Source organism: Streptomyces sp. a15 (assembly GCF_059026085.1).
This window is the reverse complement of sequence record NZ_JBWLKM010000014.1, coordinates 22,271-38,668: the sequence shown is the minus strand read 5'-3', so window position 1 is coordinate 38,668 and position 16,398 is coordinate 22,271. Positions and strand designations below refer to the sequence as shown.

Sequence of the window (16,398 nt, the reverse complement as noted above, 5' to 3'; positions counted from 1 at the left end):
ATGCGCCGTTGATCCGCTTCGACCGACCGGAGTGGGGGCCGAGCCCGGCTCGAATTACGCAAGAGAGTGCACCCAGTGCGCGCTTTTGACAAGAGTCAAGCACCGATCGAGACATTCGTGCGCAGCTTTGCTTGAGTTTGGCGAGTTCGCGAGTATGGTCGGCGCCATGCTCCCTGACCGAAGACATGAGCTGATCCTCCGCGTCCTGCGCGCAGACGGTCCCACCAGCGTGACCTTCCTCGCCGAGAAGGTAGGGGCGAGCCAGGCCACGATCCGGCGTGACCTCGTACAACTGGAGGACGAGGGCCTGCTCAAACGCGTCTACGGCGGCGCCGCCCCCCTCCTCGGCGAGGACGACCCGTTCGCCGACGTGGCCGCGGTCCGGGTCGAGGCCAAGGACGCGCTGGCCGCGTGGTGCGCAGAACTCGTCAAGGACGGCGAGACGCTCCTGCTCGACATTGGCACCACGGCCCACCGGGTCGCCCGCCATCTGCACGGCCGGTCCCTGACCGTGATCACCAGCAACCTGGCCGTCTACGAGGAACTCCAGGACGACAAGGGCATCCAGCTGATCCTGCTGGGCGGCGTGGTCCGGCGCGACTACCGCTCGCTGGTGGGCTTCCTCACCGAGGACAATCTGCGGCAGATCCACGCCGACCGGCTGTTCCTCGGCACCAGCGGGGTCCGCCCCGACGGCCAGGTGCTGGACACCACGGCCGTCGAAGTGCCGGTCAAGCGGGCGATGATCGCCGCCAGCGCCCAGGTGGTGCTGGTGGCGGACGCGGGCAAGTTCCCCGGCACCGGGATGGCCCGGGTGTGCGGGCCGGAGGAGCTCGACGTCGTGGTGACCAACTCCGCGGCGGACGAGAAGACCTGTGCCCGACTGCGCGAGGCGGGAGTCGAGGTGATCGGAGTATGAAACTCACGATCCTGGGCGGCGGCGGCTTCCGGGTTCCGCTGGTCTACCGGGCGCTGCTGGGCGACCACGGCGAAGGACGCGTCACCGAGCTGGCCCTGTACGACCTGGACGCCTCCCGGCTGGCGACCATCCGCAAGGTCCTCGCCGACCAGTCCGCCGGGCACCGCGACCCGCCCGCCGTCACCGTCACCACCGACCTGGACGAGGCGGTCACCGGAGCCGACTTCGTGTTCTCGGCCATCCGCGTCGGCGGGCTCGCCGGGCGCGCGGCGGACGAGCGGATCGCCCTGGAGGAAGGCGTACTGGGCCAGGAGACCGTCGGTGCGGGCGGCATCTCCTTCGGGCTGCGCACCATCCCGGTGGCCACCGCCATCGCCCGCCGCATCGCCGCCCTGGCACCCGACGCCTGGGTCATCAACTTCACCAACCCCGTCGGCATGGTCACCGAGGCCATGACCGCCCACCTCGGCGACCGCGTGATCGGGATCTGCGACTCCCCCGTGGGCCTCGGCCGCCGGGTGGCCGGCACGCTCGGCGCCGACCCGGCCCGCGTCCGCCTGGACTACGTGGGCCTGAACCACCTGGGCTGGCTGTGCGGCCTGTACGCCGACGGCCGGGACCTGCTGCCGTCCCTGTTCGAGGACGAGGCGGCGCTGACCTCGTTCGAGGAGGGCAAGCTCTTCGGCGCCGACCTGCTGCGCACGCTCGGCGCACTGCCCAACGAATACCTGCACTACTACTACTTCAACCGCGAGTCGGTCGGCGCCGCCCGTGCCGCCGAACAGACCCGCGGCGCCTTCCTCCACTCCCAGCAGCAGCGCTTCTACGACGCCATGGGCACCGGCGACGGCCCGCCCGTACCCCGCGCCGCCTGGAACGCCTGGGACGCCACCCGCCTGGAACGCGAGACCACCTACATGGCCGAGAACCGTGATGCCGTCGGCACGGGCGAACGGGACTCCTGCGACCTGGAATCCGGCGGATACGAGCAGGTGGCCCTCTCCCTCATGCGGGCCATCGCCCGGGACGAGCGCACCACCCTCATCCTCAACGTCCGGGGCCGCGGCCGGATCCCCGTCCTCGACGACGACGCCGTCATCGAGGTCCCCTGCCACGTGGACGCCAACGGCGCCCGCCCCGTCGCCGGAGCCCCGTTGCCCGACCACGGCACCGGCCTGGTGTGCTCGGTGAAAGCAGCCGAACGCTCGGTCATCCACGCCGCCGGCACCGGCGAACGCGCCCAGGCGGTCAAGGCGCTCACCATCCACCCGCTGATCGACTCGTACGCCGTCGCCGGACGCCTGCTGGACGCCTACCAGCGCCACTTCCCGGAACTTGCCTACCTGCGCCACTGAGCCGCCCCCCGGTCCCGGAGCGCCACCCTGAACTGCCTAGTAGCGATGCCACCAGCACAAAGCGCATCTGGATGACTTCCGGCAAGCACTTCAGGCTCGGTGGGGCAAGCAGTGAATGACTGGAGGCAGAAGATGCGTGTTGTGATCATGGCTGGAACGTCCGGCATCGGCCTGGCGGCGGCGGAGAAGCTGACGGCGGCCGGAGCCGAGGTGATCGTCACCGGACGCGACGCGGAGAAGCTGGCAGCGGTGAAGGAGCGGGTCGCCGGCGCCGAGCAGGTGGACGGCACCGACGAGACCGCCGTGGCCCGGTTCTTCGAGCGGGTCGGCTCCTTCGACCACCTGGTGCTCGCCTTCAGCCCGGGTGCGCTCGGCCTCGGCCCGCTGGCCGGAGTAAGCCTCGCCGACATCAAGGGCGCCTTCGACGGCAAGCTGTTCGCCTACCTGTCCGCCATTCAGAAGGCGCAAGTCACCGGTTCGGTCACGGTGGTCTCCGCCGCCACCGCGCGCGCCGCCGCCCCCGGCACGGTGACGTTGGCCGCGGTCAACGGTGCCCTCGAGCGCATCGTCTCGCCGCTTGCCGCGGAGCTGTCGCCGGTGCGCGTCAACGCCGTGGCGCCGGGCGCGGTGGACACGCCCTGGTGGTCCTTCGTGCCAGAGGAGGCACGCGAGGGCCAGTTCACCGAGATGGTGAAGGACCTGCCGGTCAAGCGGATCGGCAAGCCCGGCGACCTGGCGGACGCGATCGCGTACCTCATCGGCGCGAGCTATGTGACCGGCACGATCCTTCCGGTCGACGGCGGGTTCACCGTCGCCTGACCGCGTGCTGCCGTGAGAACCGGGCCCATCCCCGAGCCCGGCCGCGCCCCAGCGGGTCGTCGGGTGCACGGGTCGCGAGGACCGTACGGGTACGGCCCGCGGCGTCCACGACGACCACCTCGACACCGTACAAGTGACCGACGATCAGCCCCTGTTCGTGGCAGTGTCCGCCACTGCGCAGGGCGATCCGCCGGCCCGTGGCGAGGGACTCGGCCACAGTCTGCTCCGTCGGCGCGCGGCCGGTCAGTCCGCCCGCTCCTCCAGAAGCTTCTCCAGGCGCCGCTCCAGGTCGGACCCGGGGTTCACGAGATAGGCCACGACGGTCTTGTCGTCGTCCGCGACATGCATCTTGATGTACTCGAGCTCGATCACACCGAGGCGCGGATGATTGACCGCGCGCGATTTCGGGACGAACGGTGCCAGCTCCTTGAGCTGCCACAGCCGGGAGAAGTCCGGGCTGGACTCCGCCAGCTCGTGGAGGAGCACGACGACGTCGGGATCGAGAATGCGCTCGCCCACCTGGGTGCGGAACAGCGCAAGGGCGTACGAGGCCTCCTCCTCCCAGTTCTGGGACATGGCCCTGACCTCGGGTGAGGTGAAGGTGAGCCACAGGACGTTGCGCCGCCGGGGCGGCAGGGCGCCCAGGTCGCCGTAGAGCAGCTCGCACCCCTGGTTCCAGGCCAGGATGTCGAAGCGCCGGTTGACGATGAACGCGGGATTCGGATTCAGGTGGGTGAGCAACAGCTCGTACTGCCGGGGGAGCTCGGCGCTCGGCAGGACGTCACTGGGCGGGACCTCACCGGCGAGCCGGAACAGGTGGTCGCGCTCGACCTGGTCGAGGTCGAGCGCCGTCGCGAGACTGCCGAGCACCTGCCTCGAGACCTTGATCTCCCTGGCCTGCTCCAGCCACGTGTACCAGGTGATGCTCAGCCCGGCCAGTGTGGCCACCTCTTCGCGTCGCAGACCTGGTGTGCGCCGGTGACCGACGACGGGCAGACCCGCGTCCTCGGGCTTGCGACGCTCACGCCGACTGCGGATGAACTGGGCGAGCTCGCGCCGCTGTTCCTGCGTGGCCACCTGATCCCCCTCCTCTTCCGTCCACCCCGAACACGGCACCGACGTCGAGCTCCGGAAAGGAACGAACAAGCCAACAGGCCGCGGAACAAGGGTAGATGAGGGCTCTGATGCACATGAGTCGAGTCGGGGAGAATAACGTGGGCGTCCACGACTGGTGTTCCACGGTCTTCGTGGTTCTCACTACGTACACACAGGAGCGTCCATGACTGATGAGGCAGAGAACTCCGAGCAGGAGGCGCTCTCCAAGATCGATACCTCTGTGCCGCAGTCGGCCCGCATTTGGAACTACTGGTTGGGAGGGAAGGACAACTACGAAGTCGACCGTGTGGCCGGTGACGCGTTCCGCGAGACCTTCCCCGGTATCGAGACCGGAGCCCGTGCCGCCCGGTACTTCCTCGCCCGCGCCGTGCGTCATCTGGCCGCCGAGGAGGGCATCCGGCAGTTCCTGGACATAGGCACCGGGCTGCCCAACGTGGACAACACCCACCAGATCGCCCAGCGCGTGGCCCCTGAAAGCCGGATCGTCTACGTCGACAACGACCCGTTGGTGCTGGCACACGCCCGCGCGCTGCTCACCAGCACCCCGGAAGGCGTCACCAACTACGTCGACGCGGACCTGCGCGAGCCGAGCGCCATCGTGCGGGAAGCCGCGAAGACGCTGGACTTCGACCGGCCCGTCGCGCTCATGCTGATGGGCATCCTGGGCCACATCGAGGACCACGACGAGGCGCGCTCGATCGTGCGGCAACTGGTGGATGCACTGCCGTCCGGCAGCTATCTCGTGCAGTACGACAGCACGAACACCAGTGAGTCCTACGTCGAGGCCATCCAGCAGTACAACGAGGGCGGCTCGATCCCGTACATCCTCCGCAGCCCCGAGCAGATCGCGCGCTACTTCGACGGTCTGGAACTGCTCGAACCGGGCGTGACATCGTGCTCGCGTTGGCGTCCTGACGCCGACGCCTGGGGCCTGCCCGCGGAGGTGCATCAGTACGGCGGTGTCGCCCTCAAACGCTGAAACCCGCCGGCTGCCGGTCCACGTCCCGGATCAGGTCTCCTGAAGGATGCGATGGAGGATCGTCGGCGTCTCGTCCGGTGATTCGGCTTCGACCACCAGGCGGTTCATGACATCCCAATAGCGCTCGATCTCGGACGGCCTGTCGGGATAGAGGGCAGTGACGAGCTGTTCGAGGTAGACGATGTCGGGCAACTGACCGCCGGGCAGGCGCAGGATGGTGACCGGACCGCTTTCCGCGGTGTGGCCGCCGGCGAGGAACGGCATGATCTGTACGGTGACCTGCGGCAGTCGGCAGATCTCGATGAGGTGCTTGAGCTGGGCGCGCATCGTGCTGATGCCGCCCACCGGGCGACGCAGGGCCGCCTCGTCGATCACGGCCCAGAGCTGGGCCGCCGACTGCCGGTGCAGGATCCGCTGACGAGTCATCCGTAACGTGACTCGCCGCTCGGTCTCCTCAGCACCGGCACCGGGGTGGGCAAGCCGGACGGCGGCACGCGCATAGTCGGGGGTCTGCAGCAAGGCAGGCACCCGTTGGACCTCGAAACAGCGGATGAGATGCGCTGCCTGTTCGGCCCCGAGGTAGGCCTGCATCCAGGCGGGCACCACGTCGTTGTAGTTCTGCCACCAGGCGGTGGTGTTGGCCTGCTCGGCCAAAGCAAGCAGGGTGGCGCGTTCGGCCTCGTCCGTGACGCCGTAGAGAGTGAGCAGATCGGCCACGTCACGCAGCTTGAACCCGTGGCGCCCGGCCTCCAGTCGGCTGATCTTGGACCGGGAAGCGCGGATGACCTGACCCGCGGCCTCACGCGAGATGTGCTGCTCCTCCCGGAGTCTGCACAGCCGTGCGCCCAGCACCAGACGCGGCAACATGGGGCCGGCCGACGGACCGTCCAAGACCCCGCTGCCGGACGGTGTATGTGCGGCCCCTTTGGCGCCCATGGCCATTCTCCCTGCGGTGAACCCAACTCCGCACGCGTACAAGCGCTGCGGCTCGCCATCCTAGGGGGCTGCCGGGTGCAGGATCTCCGAGTCGTGGGAATGATCTTTGCCCTCGCCACTGCCAACCCAGAAACGCTCGATGCCCACTTCGCCGAGTGGTGCGGCGAACACGCCGGCCCCGGCGCCGTCGCCCGACGGGGTGCCGGGCCGACCGCGGCAACGATCACGAGGAGTACCCCCGTCCGGTCCAGGCTCTCGGCCTGAAGCCGCTGACCGCCCGCCGGAGCGCCGAGCGGAACTCCGGCCCCGGCATCCAACGCCGGGTCACGGGGCGGGCGTTCGCTCATCCGCACTGGTTCCGCCGCCTGCGGATCCGCCGGGAGAGACGCGACGACACCCATGACACGTTCCTCACCCGGCGCCCGAGCGCCCCAACGGGTGACACGGTGGGGCTTCGGCCGAGCCGCCCCGCACCCCGGATCTTCAGACCCGAGTGAGTTCACCGCCTCGAAGACGTTCAGGAGAACCCAGCCGAGGAGACGCCCTGTTCACCGTGGCGAATCCCAGTCGGCCCTCGAATCCTCTCGCGACCAGGTACCCGTCAACGCCCTTGCCCCGCCACCGGCTCCCCCCTAGCCTGAGTTTGTGCCGCTAATAAACAAACCCCGAACGCACAACGCCGTGCCGGGCAACCCCCTCAGCCGGCTCCGCATCGCCCTCACCGTCTTCTTCGCCCTCGACGGCTTCATCTTCGCCGGCTGGGTCGTCCGCATCCCCGCGATCAAAGAGCAGACCAACGCCTCCGCCAGCGCCCTCGGACTCGCCCTCCTCGGCGTCTCCGCCGGCGCCGTGCTCACGATGATGCTCACCGGCCGCCTCTGCCGCCGCTACGGCAACCACCCCGTGACCGTGATCTGCGGCGTCCTGCTCTCCCTCAGCATCGCCCTGCCACCGCTCACCCACTCGGCACTGACACTCGGCGCCGTCCTCTTCATCTTCGGCATGGCATACGGGGGCATCAACGTCGCCTTCAACAGCGCGGCCGTCGACCTGGTGAGGGCCCTGCACCGCCCCATCATGTCCAGCTTCCACGCCGCCTTCAGCCTCGGCGGCATGATCGGCGCCGGACTCGGCGCGCTGGTCGCCGGTGCCCTGTCCCCCACCCAGCACCTGCTCGGCCTCACCGCGATCGGGCTGCTCGTCACCCTCTTCGCGGGCCGCACCCTGCTGCGGATCCAGCCCCCGGCACCATCGGACAACGCCCCACAGCCACCGGAGAGGGCACCGCGGAAGGAGTCCGCGCCACGCCGCCTGAACACGCGCACCCGCGGACTCGTCATCACCTTCGGCCTGATCGCCCTGTGCACGGCCTACGGGGAGGGAGCCATGGCCGACTGGAGCGCTCTGCACCTGGAACAGGACCTGGACGCCTCCCCGGGCATCGCGGCCATCGGTTACTCCTGCTTCGCGCTCGCCATGACCATCGGCCGCCTGACCGGCACCAGGCTGCTCGAGCGCCTGGGCCAGACCCGCACCCTGGTGGCCGGCGGCACGACCGCCGCGATCGGCATGCTCCTCGGCGCCCTCGCCCCCTCCCTGTGGGCAGCGCTCCTCGGTTTCGTGATCACCGGGCTCGGCCTCGCCAACCTCTTCCCCGTCGCGGTCGAGCGCGCCGGCACGCTGGCCGGCCCCGACGGAGTCGCGATCGCATCCACCCTCGGCTACGGCGGCATGCTCCTGGGACCGCCCGCCATCGGGTTCATGGCGGACTGGTTCTCGCTTCCCGCCGCCCTCACCAGTGTCGCGGCCCTGGCCGCCACGGCAGCCGTCATCGGCTTCGTCACACGACGTGCGGCAGAGCGCTGATCCCCGAGTTCCTCGCCCCTGTTCCGAACAACGGAGACAGATGGCAGTACTGAAGGGCCGCACGAGGGCGCATACTGGTGGCAATGACTAAGCCAGCTGCATCCAAGCGCTATTTGCCTACCAGCCCCTTCAAGGCCCCGGTCGCGCCGCCGCCCAAGGAGTTCGCCGTGGGCGACCGGGTCACGCACGACATGTACGGTCTCGGCCGAGTGATCGGCGTCGAGGACGGAATCGCGACGCTTGTCGATTTCGGATCGGCGCAACAGCGGATCATGAGCCCGTACACGAAGATGCGCAAGCTGTAGGACCGCCGTGCCCGGTCGCGGCACCCCGGGCCGCAGCATGCCCCTGACCGATTGGAAGACCTCTCATCGACCTGACCTCGTTGTTCTCCGCTCCGGAAGGGGCGACCCACTCCGCCACCACGGCATCGCCGCCTCCAACGACGAGCCCCTTCCAGGCACCGGACTTCGGGGAGGACGAGACGCTCCTGCCCATGGATGCGCACGCATCCGTCTCGGACGCCGGTACGGCTCAGAACTAGGCCGGCCGCTCCCCGCTGTACGGCCATGGCTCCACCCGCACCCTCGGCGGTCGCCCGACCGGCTCGCCCGGCCGTAGCGCGAACCGCTTCCGGTGTCGGCACCTCGATCTCCGCACACGCCCCATCAGCTGTCACCGCCCCTGTCAGCAACGAGGACGCTCCATGCCCCAGGGTTGGGGCAGGGGCCCGGTGCAGGCACATCCTCCGTGGGCGGAGGCCGTGCCGACCTGAGGGTGACTCGTGTCAGGTACGCACGTAGGCCCTGCATGCCCGAGATCCGCTGATGACTTCGCGAGCGCCCCTTTCGCAGGGCCTGCCCCCGATGGCCAGGGCTTGCCCCCCGTGGTCAGGGCTTGCCCCCCGGTCGGTGAGATGCACCCGGCTCGCGGCGCCACGCGTCGTGGACTCCCCAGCGGCGCTCCGGACGGAGCCGCACCGCACCGTTCACCCCGCCTTCACCGCCAGGACGCACATGCCACTTTCGCCCCTCCGTGCGGTCCCAGTACTCGAGCTCGCACTACGCCGCTCAGGACGTCTGCCACTGCTGGGGCGGCGCCGCCGAGACCCTGGAGGACGCCGTCGCCGACTCCGCGCTCGCCAAGTGGGCCAAGCTCCTGGGCCGGGAGACGGAGGCCAAGGTCTTCGCCGAACGCGCCACCTACTGGCGCAACGTCTTCAACCCCGAGGCCACCCCCGGCGCCGGCTACATCCAGGCCCGCCGGCTCGACGGCTCCTGGGTCACCCCCTTCACCCCCGCCGGTGACCTCGGCTTCGCCCAGGGCACCAGCGCCACCTACACCTGGATGGTGCCGCAGGACGTAGCGGGACTGGCCGAGGCGATGGGCGGCCGGGACGTGGCCGCCGCCCGGCTGGACGGTTTCTTCCACAAGGCGGACGGCTCCTGGTCGGTCCGCGGCGGCGACCCGCTACGACCCGACCAACGAGCCCGGGATCCACGCGCCTTGGCTCTACAACGCCCTCGGACAGCCCTGGAAGACCCAGGCGACGGTGCGTCAGATCCTCGACACCGTGTACGGCACCGGACCCGCGGGCCTGCCCGGCAACGACGACCTCGGCACCATGTCCTCCTGGTACGTCTTCTCCGCCCTGGGCCTGTATCCGCAGACTCCGGGCAGCGCGTCCCTGCTGCTGGGGGCGCCGGTCTTCCCCGTCGCGGTGGTGAACCGGCCCGGTTCGAGGGACATCACGATCAGCGCGCCGGACGCCGATGACACGCACGTGTTCGTGGACGCCGTACGCCTCAACGGGCGGACGTATCAGAAGTCCTGGAACGGATGCCGGTCTGACCCGGTCGGGAGGCACCGTCGCCTTCCGGCTCGCCGAGCAGCCGAACACCCGGTGGGCGACCGACCCGGCCGGTCTGCCGAAGTGACACGCGTGTGGGCCCGGCCGACCGGGCCCACACCGGTGTGCCGTGGCGGTCAGGCGGTGTGCAGGGTAAGGCCGTACCGGTTGAGGATCTCGTTGACGGGCTGGAACCAGGTCTCGCCCCCGCTGCCGCAGTTGCCCCAGCCGCCGGAGGTGACCCCCTGGGCCTGGTCGCCGCTGATGAACGAGCCGCCCGAGTCACCGGGTTCGGCGCACACGCTGGTCTTGGTCATCTGGCGCACCGCGCCCTGGCTGTAGTTGACCGTCTCGTTCTTGGCGAGCACCGTGCCGCAGTGCCAGTGCGTCGTCGATCCCGACCGGCAGACGGAGGCACCGACCGGCGCCTCGGCCGAGCCGCGCACGAGCCGGTCGGGGACGGTGCCCCAGCCGAGCACGACCGGAACCGTCCACCAGCCGCTGCCCACGTTGACCCAGGCGTAGTCGTTGTCCGGGAACGACGAGCCCTGGAAGTTTCCGATGTAGGTGCCGTCCCAGCCCCTGACGCCGGCGCCCGTCTGTCCGCAGTGTCCGGCGGTGACGAAGCCGCCGTGCACGGAGAAGCCGATGGAGCAGCGGACGTTGCCGGTGTAGTAGGGGTCGCCGCCGACGGTTCCGGCCGCGAGAGTCGTCGGTGCGGTGGCGACCCATTGCACGGTGACGGGGCCCGCCTGACGGGCGCGGGCGACGAACCGCTGGACATCGTTGTCGCGTTCGTCGCCGCGGACGATGTTCACGACCACCGTGTTCGCTTCGGGGTCGACGTGCCAGCTGCTGACGCCGGCCGGTGCGGGGAGCTTGTCGAGGCGTGCCTGGGTGGCGGCGAGCTCCCGCGCGCTGTGCGCCACGGTACGGACGGTCGCGCCCGTGGCCCGGATCTCCCGTAGGGCGGTGGCGGACGTGCCCGCGGTGACGCCGACGGTCAGCGTGCCGTTGGAGGCGTCGAACCAGGAGCCTCCGAAGGACGTTCCGGCGGCCCGGCGGGCCTTGGGCTCCAGGGCCGTGGCCCGTTGTTCGGCGGCGAGCCTTGCCTCGGCGTCCGCCTTCGACAGACCGAGGTCCCGCTGCATCGCCGAGAGCAGACCGGCGGAGGCGGGTGCCTCGGCGGAGGGAGCGTCGTCGGCGGTGGCGGGCACGGTGCCCGCGGTGATCCCGGCGCCGAGCAGGAGCAGTACGGCCAGGCCCGCGCGCGTGAATCGGGTGCGTCTCATGGAGATTGCCCTTCGTCGTTCCAACGAGGTGGGGGTGGAACAGCAGAGTTCCTGAGAGCGCTCTCAGCGTTGTGGCGCAGCAGAGCCTAGCCGCTGATCATGGACAGGTCCATGCCAATGTCCGAGGAGTCGTCAGAACCGCGTTGACTCCCCTTGGAACGCACTCCATCCGGCACACTCACCCCATGGAGACAGCCGAGTTCGTAGCAATCCTCGACCAGGAGGGCCGACTGCTGGCCGCGGCCGCGGAGGAGGCCGGCACCGGCGCGAAGGTGCCGACCTGTCCGGGGTGGCAGGTGACCGACCTGTTGCGGCACACGGGGATGGTGCATCGCTGGGCGGCGGCGTTCGTCGCCGAGGGGCACACCTCGTACCACCCCGACGCAGGGCAGCCCGACCTCGACGGCGCCGAGCTGCTGGCCTGGTTCCGGGAGGGGCACGGGCAGCTCGTGGACACCCTGCGCTCCGCCTCGCCCGACGTGAAGTGCTGGCACCTCCTGCCCGCGCCCTCGCCGCTCGCGTTCTGGGCCCGGCGGCAGGCGCACGAGACGGCCGTGCACCGGATCGACGCGGAGTCGGCCAGGGGCGGCACCCCGAGCGGGATCGCCGGCGACTTCGCGGTGGACGGTATCGACGAACTACTGCTCGGCTTCCACGCCCGCCCCAAGAGCAAGGTGCGCACCGAGGAACCCCGGATCCTGAGGGTGCGGGCGACGGACACGGACGGCGCGGTGTGGACCGTACGACTGTCGCAGGAGCCGCCGGCGGTGGAGCGGAGCGAGGCCGGGGAAGCCGACTGTGAAGTGGCCGGTCCCGTCGCACAGTTGTATCTGTCGCTGTGGAATCGGCTGCCGTTCCCGAGCGTGACCGGGGACGCCTCGGTGGCCGAGCTGTGGCGCGACAGGTCCGGTGTGACCTGGAGCTGAGCGCTGCTCAGCCGGAGGCCAGCATCCTGGTGAGTACCGCGCGCTGCAGTGGCAGCACATCGCCGTGCAGCGCGCGCCCCTTCTCCGTGAGCGCCACGCGAACGCCTCGCCGGTCCTCCGCGCACAGCCCGCGTTCGACCAGACCGTCCTTCTCCAGCCGGGCGACCAGCCGCGACAGCGCGCTCTGGCTGAGGTGGACGTGCTCGGAGATCTCCTGGACGCGGTAGGAACAGACGCCGTCGGCGCGTTGTTCGGACAGGACGTCGAGCACCTCGAAGTCGCTGGCGCACAGGCCGTGCCGGTGCAGCGCGCGGTCGAGTTCGCACTGGGTGCGCGCGTGCAGCGCCAGGAGGTCCCGCCACTGGTCCGCGAGCGTCTGCTCGGCCTTCTTCGCCGCCATGAGCGGCACCGTAGCAGAGGAACGACTTTGTTGCATCGGAATTAAATGCATTTGCATTCGATGCATGCGCATGTAGCGTCTGTCGCATGACCTCTCCGCTCACCACCCCCGCGGCCCCGTCCCCGGCCGTCAGCTGGACGCCCCGGCTGTGGGGCACCCTTCTGGTGCTGTGCGCCGCGATGTTCCTGGACGCGCTGGACGTGTCGATGGTCGGCGTCGCCCTGCCGTCCATCGGCGCCGATCTCGGCCTGTCCACCTCGACGCTGCAATGGATCGTCAGCGGCTACATCCTCGGCTACGGCGGTCTGCTGCTCCTCGGCGGCCGGACCGCCGACCTGCTCGGCCGACGCCAGGTCTTCCTGATCGCCCTGGGCGTCTTCGCGCTCGCCTCGCTGCTCGGCGGGCTCGTCGACTCGGGCCCGCTGCTGATCGCCAGCCGCTTCATCAAGGGCCTGAGCGCGGCCTTCACCGCCCCCGCCGGCCTGTCGATCATCACCACGACGTTCCCGGAAGGCCCGCTGCGCAACCGCGCCCTCTCCATCTACACCACCTGCGCCGCCACCGGCTTCTCGATGGGCCTGGTGCTCTCCGGCCTGCTCACCGAAGCCAGCTGGCGCCTGACCATGCTGCTGCCCGCGCCCATCGCCCTGATCGCCCTCGTCGCGGGCCTGAAGCTGCTGCCGCGCACCGCCCGCGAGAAGGACCACAACGGCTACGACATCCCCGGCGCGATTCTCGGCACCACCTCGATGCTGCTGCTGGTCTTCACCGTCGTACAGGCCCCGGAGGTCGGCTGGACCTCGGCCCGCACCTTGCTGTCCTTCCTCGCGGTGGCCGTCCTGCTCACGGTGTTCGTACTGGTCGAGCGGCGCTCGGCGGGCCCGCTGATCCGGCTCGGCGTGCTGCGGTCCGGCACCCAGATCCGCGCCCAGCTCGGCGCGATGGCCTTCTTCGGCTCGTACGTCGGCTTCCAGTTCCTGGTCACCCTGTACATGCAGTCCCTGCTCGGCTGGTCGGCACTGCACACCGCGCTCGCCTTCCTGCCCGCCGGCGCGCTGGTGGCGCTGTCCGCGACGAAGATGGGCGCGATCGTCGACCGGTTCGGCACCCAGCGGCTGATCGCGGTGGGCTTCGCGCTGATGGTCGTCGGGTACGCCCTGTTCCTCCAGGTCGACCTCGACCCCGTGTACGCGGCCGTCATCCTGCCGTCGATGCTGCTCATCGGCGCCGCCTGCGCCCTGGTCTTCCCGTCGCTCAACATCCAGGCCACCAACGGCGTCGAGGACCACGAGCAGGGCATGGTCTCCGGCCTGCTCAACACCTCGGTCCAGGTGGGCGGCGCGATCTTCCTGGCCATCGTGACGGCCGTGGTGACCGCGGGCGCTCCCGAGAACGCCACCCCGCAGGCCGTCCTCGACAGCTACCGGCCCGGACTGGTCGTGGTGACCATGGTCGCCGCGGCCGGACTCCTGATCACACTCACCGGACTGCGGCCCGCGCGTCGCGCACAGTCGTCCGTCGTGGTCGCCAAGTCCACCGCCCAGGAGGCGGAACGCGTCGCCGTACGCGACTAGGGGACGCCTCCTACCGTGTGCCCGGCGGGGTCTGCTTGCCCCGCCGGGCACACGGCTGTGAGACTTCCGGGATGGAGACCTACGGGGGACGGCGCGGTCAGACCGAACGGGACGCGATCACCGTCGAGATCGGGTACGCGCTGTTCAGCGCGGCGTTCGCGGCGGCGGTCCTGTTCGGGGCGGTCGCAGGTCCGGCACTGCTGTTCGAACTGCCGTACACCATGGAGCTTCTGCTGCTCCGTACCGCCATGGTGCTCGCGCCCGTCCTCTTCCTCGCCCGGGTCGTCAGCGTGCTGGTCCGTTTCCGGAGCCGGAGTGCCGACGGTTCGCCCGGGGACGCGCCTCAGCCCAGCCAGCCCGGCCGCACCAGCCCTGACTCGTAGGCCAGCACGACGAGTTGGGCCCGGTCGCGGGCCCTCAGCTTGACCATCGTGCGGCTGACGTGGGTCTTCGCGGTGAGGGGGCTGACCACCAGACGGCGGGCGATCTCCTCGTTGGACAGTCCGATGCCGACCAGCGCCATCACCTCCCGTTCCCGCTCGGTGAGGTGGGCGAGGGCGTCGGCGGCGGCCGGTTCCTTGGAACGGGCCGCGAACTCGGCGATCAGACGGCGGGTCACGCCCGGCGAGAGCAACGCGTCGCCCCCGACCACCGACCGTACGGCGCGCAGGAGTTCCTCCGGCTCGGTGTCCTTGACCAGGAAGCCGGAGGCGCCCGAGCGGATCGCCTCGAAGACGTACTCGTCGAGTTCGAAGGTGGTCAGCATGACCACCTTGACGTCCGTCAGAGCGGGGTCCTCCGTGATGCGGCGGGTCGCCGCCAACCCGTCCAGCAGCGGCATGCGGATGTCCATCAGCACGACGTCGGGGCGCAGTTCGCGCACCCTGCGCAGCGCCTCCTCGCCGTCGGAGGCCTCCCCCGCCACCTCGATGTCCGGCTGCGCGTCGAGCAGCGCCCGGAAGCCGGCCCGCACCAGTGACTGGTCGTCGGCGAGCAGTACGCGGATCACCGGTCGTCCTCCTTGGGCTTCACCTGCGACGGCAGTACGGCCAGCACCCGGAACCCTCCGTCGGCACGCGGGCCCGCCTCGATCGTGCCACCCAGCGCGGCGGCCCGCTCCCGCATTCCGGCCAGACCGTTGCCGCTGCCGCCCGCGTCGGCGCCGGTCGCGGGTCCGTCGTCGTCGATGCGCAGCCGCAGCGCGCCACCGTCGTGATCGAGCCGCACGCGCGCGTGCCGTGAACCGGAGTGCCGTACGACGTTGGTGAGGGCCTCCTGGACGATACGGAAGGCCGCGAGGTCCGTCCCCGGGGCGAGCCGGGGAGGCTCCCCCTCGACCTCGACCGTGAGGCCCGCGCCCGCCGCCTGTTCCACCAGCTCGGGCAGCCGGTCCAGGCCCGGCGCCGGTGCGCGCGGCGCGTCCCCCGGCGTGCGCAGCGTGTCGAGGACCTGGCGGACCTCGCCGAGCGCCTCCTTGCTGGCGGCCTTGATGGTGGTGAGCGCCGTGCGGGCCTGTTCCGGGTCGGTGTCGAGGAGCGCGAGGCCGACGCCCGCCTGCACATTGATGACCGAGATGCTGTGCGCGAGGACGTCGTGCAGCTCACGGGCGATCCGCAGCCGTTCCTCGTCCGCGCGCCGCCGCGCCGCCTGCGCGCGCTCGGCCCGCTCCCGGGCCCACTGCTCACGCCGGGTGCGGGCGAGCTCCGACACCGCGAGGATCGCGACCATCCAGGTGGCGACCACGACCTCCTGCCCCCAGGAGGCGGCGTCGTCCCCGGACGGCGGCAGCCACCGGTACAGCCAGTGCGCCACCAGCACATGCCCGGCCCAGAGCATCCCCAGCGCCGCCCAGGCGGACCGGCGGTGCCCGGCGACGACGGCGTTGAAGCAGGCCAGCGCGACGGCCAGGAAGACCGGCCCGTACGGGTAGCCCGCCCCGAGGTAGAGCGTCGCGGCCGCGGCCGTGCCGAACATGACGAGCACCGGATGCCGCCACCGCCACAGCAGCAGACCCGCGGCCAGGATCAGCAGCACGCGCGCGAAGGGGTCCAGGGGAGCTCGCTCGCGGACCTGCTCGGCGGCCGCGTAGTTCGACCCGGCGAGCACGAACACGGTGAACAGCACGGTGGAGGGCCACGGCCACCGGGCACGCCGCTCCTCCTCGCTGCCGCGGTCCAGCCACGGCGGCCCGTGCCGCCACCACTGCGGCGGGCCGCCCCCGCGTACGCGCTCCACGTCCATGACCGCCACGCTAGACGCCGGGGGCGGTCGGCGGCGTCAGCCGAGCGCGGTGATCACACGTACTCCCCGCGAAGTACGTCGGCCATCTCGGGCTCCCTGTTCCGCGGGCGGCGCAGCCGCTTCGGC

General features: G+C 70.6%; 16 protein-coding genes and 1 pseudogene. 10 read left to right on the top strand and 7 right to left on the bottom strand.

The window, feature by feature from the left end; genetic code table 11:
- Window positions 1-166 precede the first annotated feature (166 nt).
- The 3 genes from AC5P09_RS17090 (at window position 167) to AC5P09_RS17080 (ending at window position 3,093) form a co-directional block, all read left to right on the top strand.
- Window positions 167-919: a DeoR/GlpR family DNA-binding transcription regulator gene (locus AC5P09_RS17090; protein ID WP_493874732.1), complete on the top strand. Its 753-nt coding sequence runs from the start codon at window positions 167-169 to the stop codon at window positions 917-919.
- On the top strand, window positions 916-2,274 hold the full coding sequence (locus tag AC5P09_RS17085) for a 6-phospho-beta-glucosidase (RefSeq protein WP_493874731.1): 1,359 nt from the start codon (window positions 916-918) through the stop codon (window positions 2,272-2,274). Before AC5P09_RS17090 ends, AC5P09_RS17085 begins: the two co-directional genes overlap by 4 nt.
- Before the next feature lie 147 nt (window positions 2,275-2,421).
- Window positions 2,422-3,093: an SDR family oxidoreductase gene (locus AC5P09_RS17080; RefSeq protein ID WP_493874730.1), complete on the top strand. Its 672-nt coding sequence runs from the start codon at window positions 2,422-2,424 to the stop codon at window positions 3,091-3,093.
- Here the strand turns inward: AC5P09_RS17080 and AC5P09_RS17075 are convergent.
- Window positions 3,080-3,310 (bottom strand): hypothetical protein, encoded by a 231-nt coding sequence (locus AC5P09_RS17075; protein ID WP_493874729.1) that lies wholly within the window; start codon window positions 3,308-3,310, stop codon window positions 3,080-3,082. The genes AC5P09_RS17080 and AC5P09_RS17075 overlap by 14 nt on opposite strands.
- 26 nt (window positions 3,311-3,336) lie before the next feature.
- Window positions 3,337-4,170: a helix-turn-helix transcriptional regulator gene (locus AC5P09_RS17070; RefSeq protein WP_493874728.1), complete on the bottom strand. Its 834-nt coding sequence runs from the start codon at window positions 4,168-4,170 to the stop codon at window positions 3,337-3,339.
- A gap of 202 nt (window positions 4,171-4,372) precedes the next feature.
- On the opposite strand from AC5P09_RS17070, the gene AC5P09_RS17065 reads away from it, so the two are divergent.
- Complete coding sequence (locus tag AC5P09_RS17065; protein ID WP_493874727.1) at window positions 4,373-5,188, top strand: SAM-dependent methyltransferase; 816 nt, start codon at window positions 4,373-4,375, stop codon at window positions 5,186-5,188.
- Window positions 5,189-5,218: 30 nt separating this feature from the next.
- On the opposite strand, the gene AC5P09_RS17060 is transcribed toward AC5P09_RS17065, so the two are convergent.
- The gene (locus AC5P09_RS17060; RefSeq protein WP_493874836.1) at window positions 5,219-6,124 is read right to left on the bottom strand and encodes a Sco1979 family transcriptional regulator; all 906 of its coding nucleotides are present in this window, start codon (window positions 6,122-6,124) and stop codon (window positions 5,219-5,221) included.
- A gap of 681 nt (window positions 6,125-6,805) precedes the next feature.
- Between AC5P09_RS17060 and AC5P09_RS17055 the strand changes: the two genes are divergently transcribed.
- The 3 genes and pseudogenes from AC5P09_RS17055 to AC5P09_RS17045 form a co-directional block, all read left to right on the top strand.
- The gene (locus AC5P09_RS17055; protein WP_493874726.1) at window positions 6,806-7,990 is read left to right on the top strand and encodes an MFS transporter; all 1,185 of its coding nucleotides are present in this window, start codon (window positions 6,806-6,808) and stop codon (window positions 7,988-7,990) included.
- Between the two features lie 83 nt (window positions 7,991-8,073).
- Window positions 8,074-8,295: a hypothetical protein gene (locus AC5P09_RS17050; RefSeq protein ID WP_266444697.1), complete on the top strand. Its 222-nt coding sequence runs from the start codon at window positions 8,074-8,076 to the stop codon at window positions 8,293-8,295.
- 730 nt (window positions 8,296-9,025) lie between these two features.
- Window positions 9,026-9,764 (top strand): annotated as a pseudogene (locus tag AC5P09_RS17045) (glycoside hydrolase domain-containing protein); the annotation flags it as partial.
- A 212-nt stretch (window positions 9,765-9,976) separates the two neighbouring features.
- On the opposite strand, the gene AC5P09_RS17040 reads toward AC5P09_RS17045, so the two are convergent.
- On the bottom strand, window positions 9,977-11,131 hold the full coding sequence (locus AC5P09_RS17040) for a S1 family peptidase (protein ID WP_493874725.1): 1,155 nt from the start codon (window positions 11,129-11,131) through the stop codon (window positions 9,977-9,979).
- A 185-nt stretch (window positions 11,132-11,316) separates the two neighbouring features.
- Between AC5P09_RS17040 and AC5P09_RS17035 the strand changes: the two genes are divergently transcribed.
- The gene (locus tag AC5P09_RS17035) at window positions 11,317-12,057 is read left to right on the top strand and encodes a maleylpyruvate isomerase family mycothiol-dependent enzyme (RefSeq protein WP_493874724.1); all 741 of its coding nucleotides are present in this window, start codon (window positions 11,317-11,319) and stop codon (window positions 12,055-12,057) included.
- A gap of 7 nt (window positions 12,058-12,064) precedes the next feature.
- Here AC5P09_RS17035 and AC5P09_RS17030 read toward each other — a convergent pair whose 3' ends face one another.
- Window positions 12,065-12,457: a MarR family winged helix-turn-helix transcriptional regulator gene (locus AC5P09_RS17030; RefSeq protein ID WP_493874723.1), complete on the bottom strand. Its 393-nt coding sequence runs from the start codon at window positions 12,455-12,457 to the stop codon at window positions 12,065-12,067.
- An 86-nt stretch (window positions 12,458-12,543) separates the two neighbouring features.
- Here AC5P09_RS17030 and AC5P09_RS17025 point away from each other — a divergent pair, with 86 nt between their 5' ends.
- Window positions 12,544-14,031: an MFS transporter gene (locus AC5P09_RS17025; RefSeq protein ID WP_493874722.1), complete on the top strand. Its 1,488-nt coding sequence runs from the start codon at window positions 12,544-12,546 to the stop codon at window positions 14,029-14,031.
- Window positions 14,032-14,102: 71 nt separating this feature from the next.
- Complete coding sequence (locus AC5P09_RS17020; protein WP_493874721.1) at window positions 14,103-14,414, top strand: DUF6332 family protein; 312 nt, start codon at window positions 14,103-14,105, stop codon at window positions 14,412-14,414.
- Here the strand turns inward: AC5P09_RS17020 and AC5P09_RS17015 are convergent.
- Window positions 14,375-15,040 (bottom strand): response regulator transcription factor, encoded by a 666-nt coding sequence (locus AC5P09_RS17015; protein ID WP_493874720.1) that lies wholly within the window; start codon window positions 15,038-15,040, stop codon window positions 14,375-14,377. The two genes, AC5P09_RS17020 and AC5P09_RS17015, sit on opposite strands and share 40 nt — an antisense overlap.
- A complete protein-coding gene (locus AC5P09_RS17010; RefSeq protein ID WP_493874719.1) occupies window positions 15,037-16,272 on the bottom strand; it encodes a sensor histidine kinase in 1,236 nt (411 codons plus the stop codon). The genes AC5P09_RS17015 and AC5P09_RS17010 overlap by 4 nt, the downstream gene beginning before the upstream one ends.
- Window positions 16,273-16,398: the final 126 nt, after the last annotated feature.

What these genes read in the sequence shown, in the direction of transcription:
- AC5P09_RS17090 (WP_493874732.1), top strand. Translation starts at nt 167, where the DNA reads ATGCTCCCTGACCGAAGACATGAGCTGATCCTCCGCGTCCTGCGCGCA.
- AC5P09_RS17085 (WP_493874731.1), top strand. Translation starts at nt 916, where the DNA reads ATGAAACTCACGATCCTGGGCGGCGGCGGCTTCCGGGTTCCGCTGGTC.
- AC5P09_RS17080 (WP_493874730.1), top strand. Translation starts at nt 2,422, where the DNA reads ATGGCTGGAACGTCCGGCATCGGCCTGGCGGCGGCGGAGAAGCTGACG.
- AC5P09_RS17065 (WP_493874727.1), top strand. Translation starts at nt 4,373, where the DNA reads ATGACTGATGAGGCAGAGAACTCCGAGCAGGAGGCGCTCTCCAAGATC.
- AC5P09_RS17060 (WP_493874836.1), bottom strand. Translation starts at nt 6,124, where the DNA reads ATGGGCGCCAAAGGGGCCGCACATACACCGTCCGGCAGCGGGGTCTTG.
- AC5P09_RS17050 (WP_266444697.1), top strand. Translation starts at nt 8,074, where the DNA reads ATGACTAAGCCAGCTGCATCCAAGCGCTATTTGCCTACCAGCCCCTTC.
- AC5P09_RS17040 (WP_493874725.1), bottom strand. Translation starts at nt 11,131, where the DNA reads ATGAGACGCACCCGATTCACGCGCGCGGGCCTGGCCGTACTGCTCCTG.
- AC5P09_RS17035 (WP_493874724.1), top strand. Translation starts at nt 11,317, where the DNA reads ATGGAGACAGCCGAGTTCGTAGCAATCCTCGACCAGGAGGGCCGACTG.
- AC5P09_RS17030 (WP_493874723.1), bottom strand. Translation starts at nt 12,457, where the DNA reads ATGGCGGCGAAGAAGGCCGAGCAGACGCTCGCGGACCAGTGGCGGGAC.
- AC5P09_RS17025 (WP_493874722.1), top strand. Translation starts at nt 12,544, where the DNA reads ATGACCTCTCCGCTCACCACCCCCGCGGCCCCGTCCCCGGCCGTCAGC.
- AC5P09_RS17020 (WP_493874721.1), top strand. Translation starts at nt 14,103, where the DNA reads ATGGAGACCTACGGGGGACGGCGCGGTCAGACCGAACGGGACGCGATC.
- AC5P09_RS17010 (WP_493874719.1), bottom strand. Translation starts at nt 16,272, where the DNA reads ATGGACGTGGAGCGCGTACGCGGGGGCGGCCCGCCGCAGTGGTGGCGG.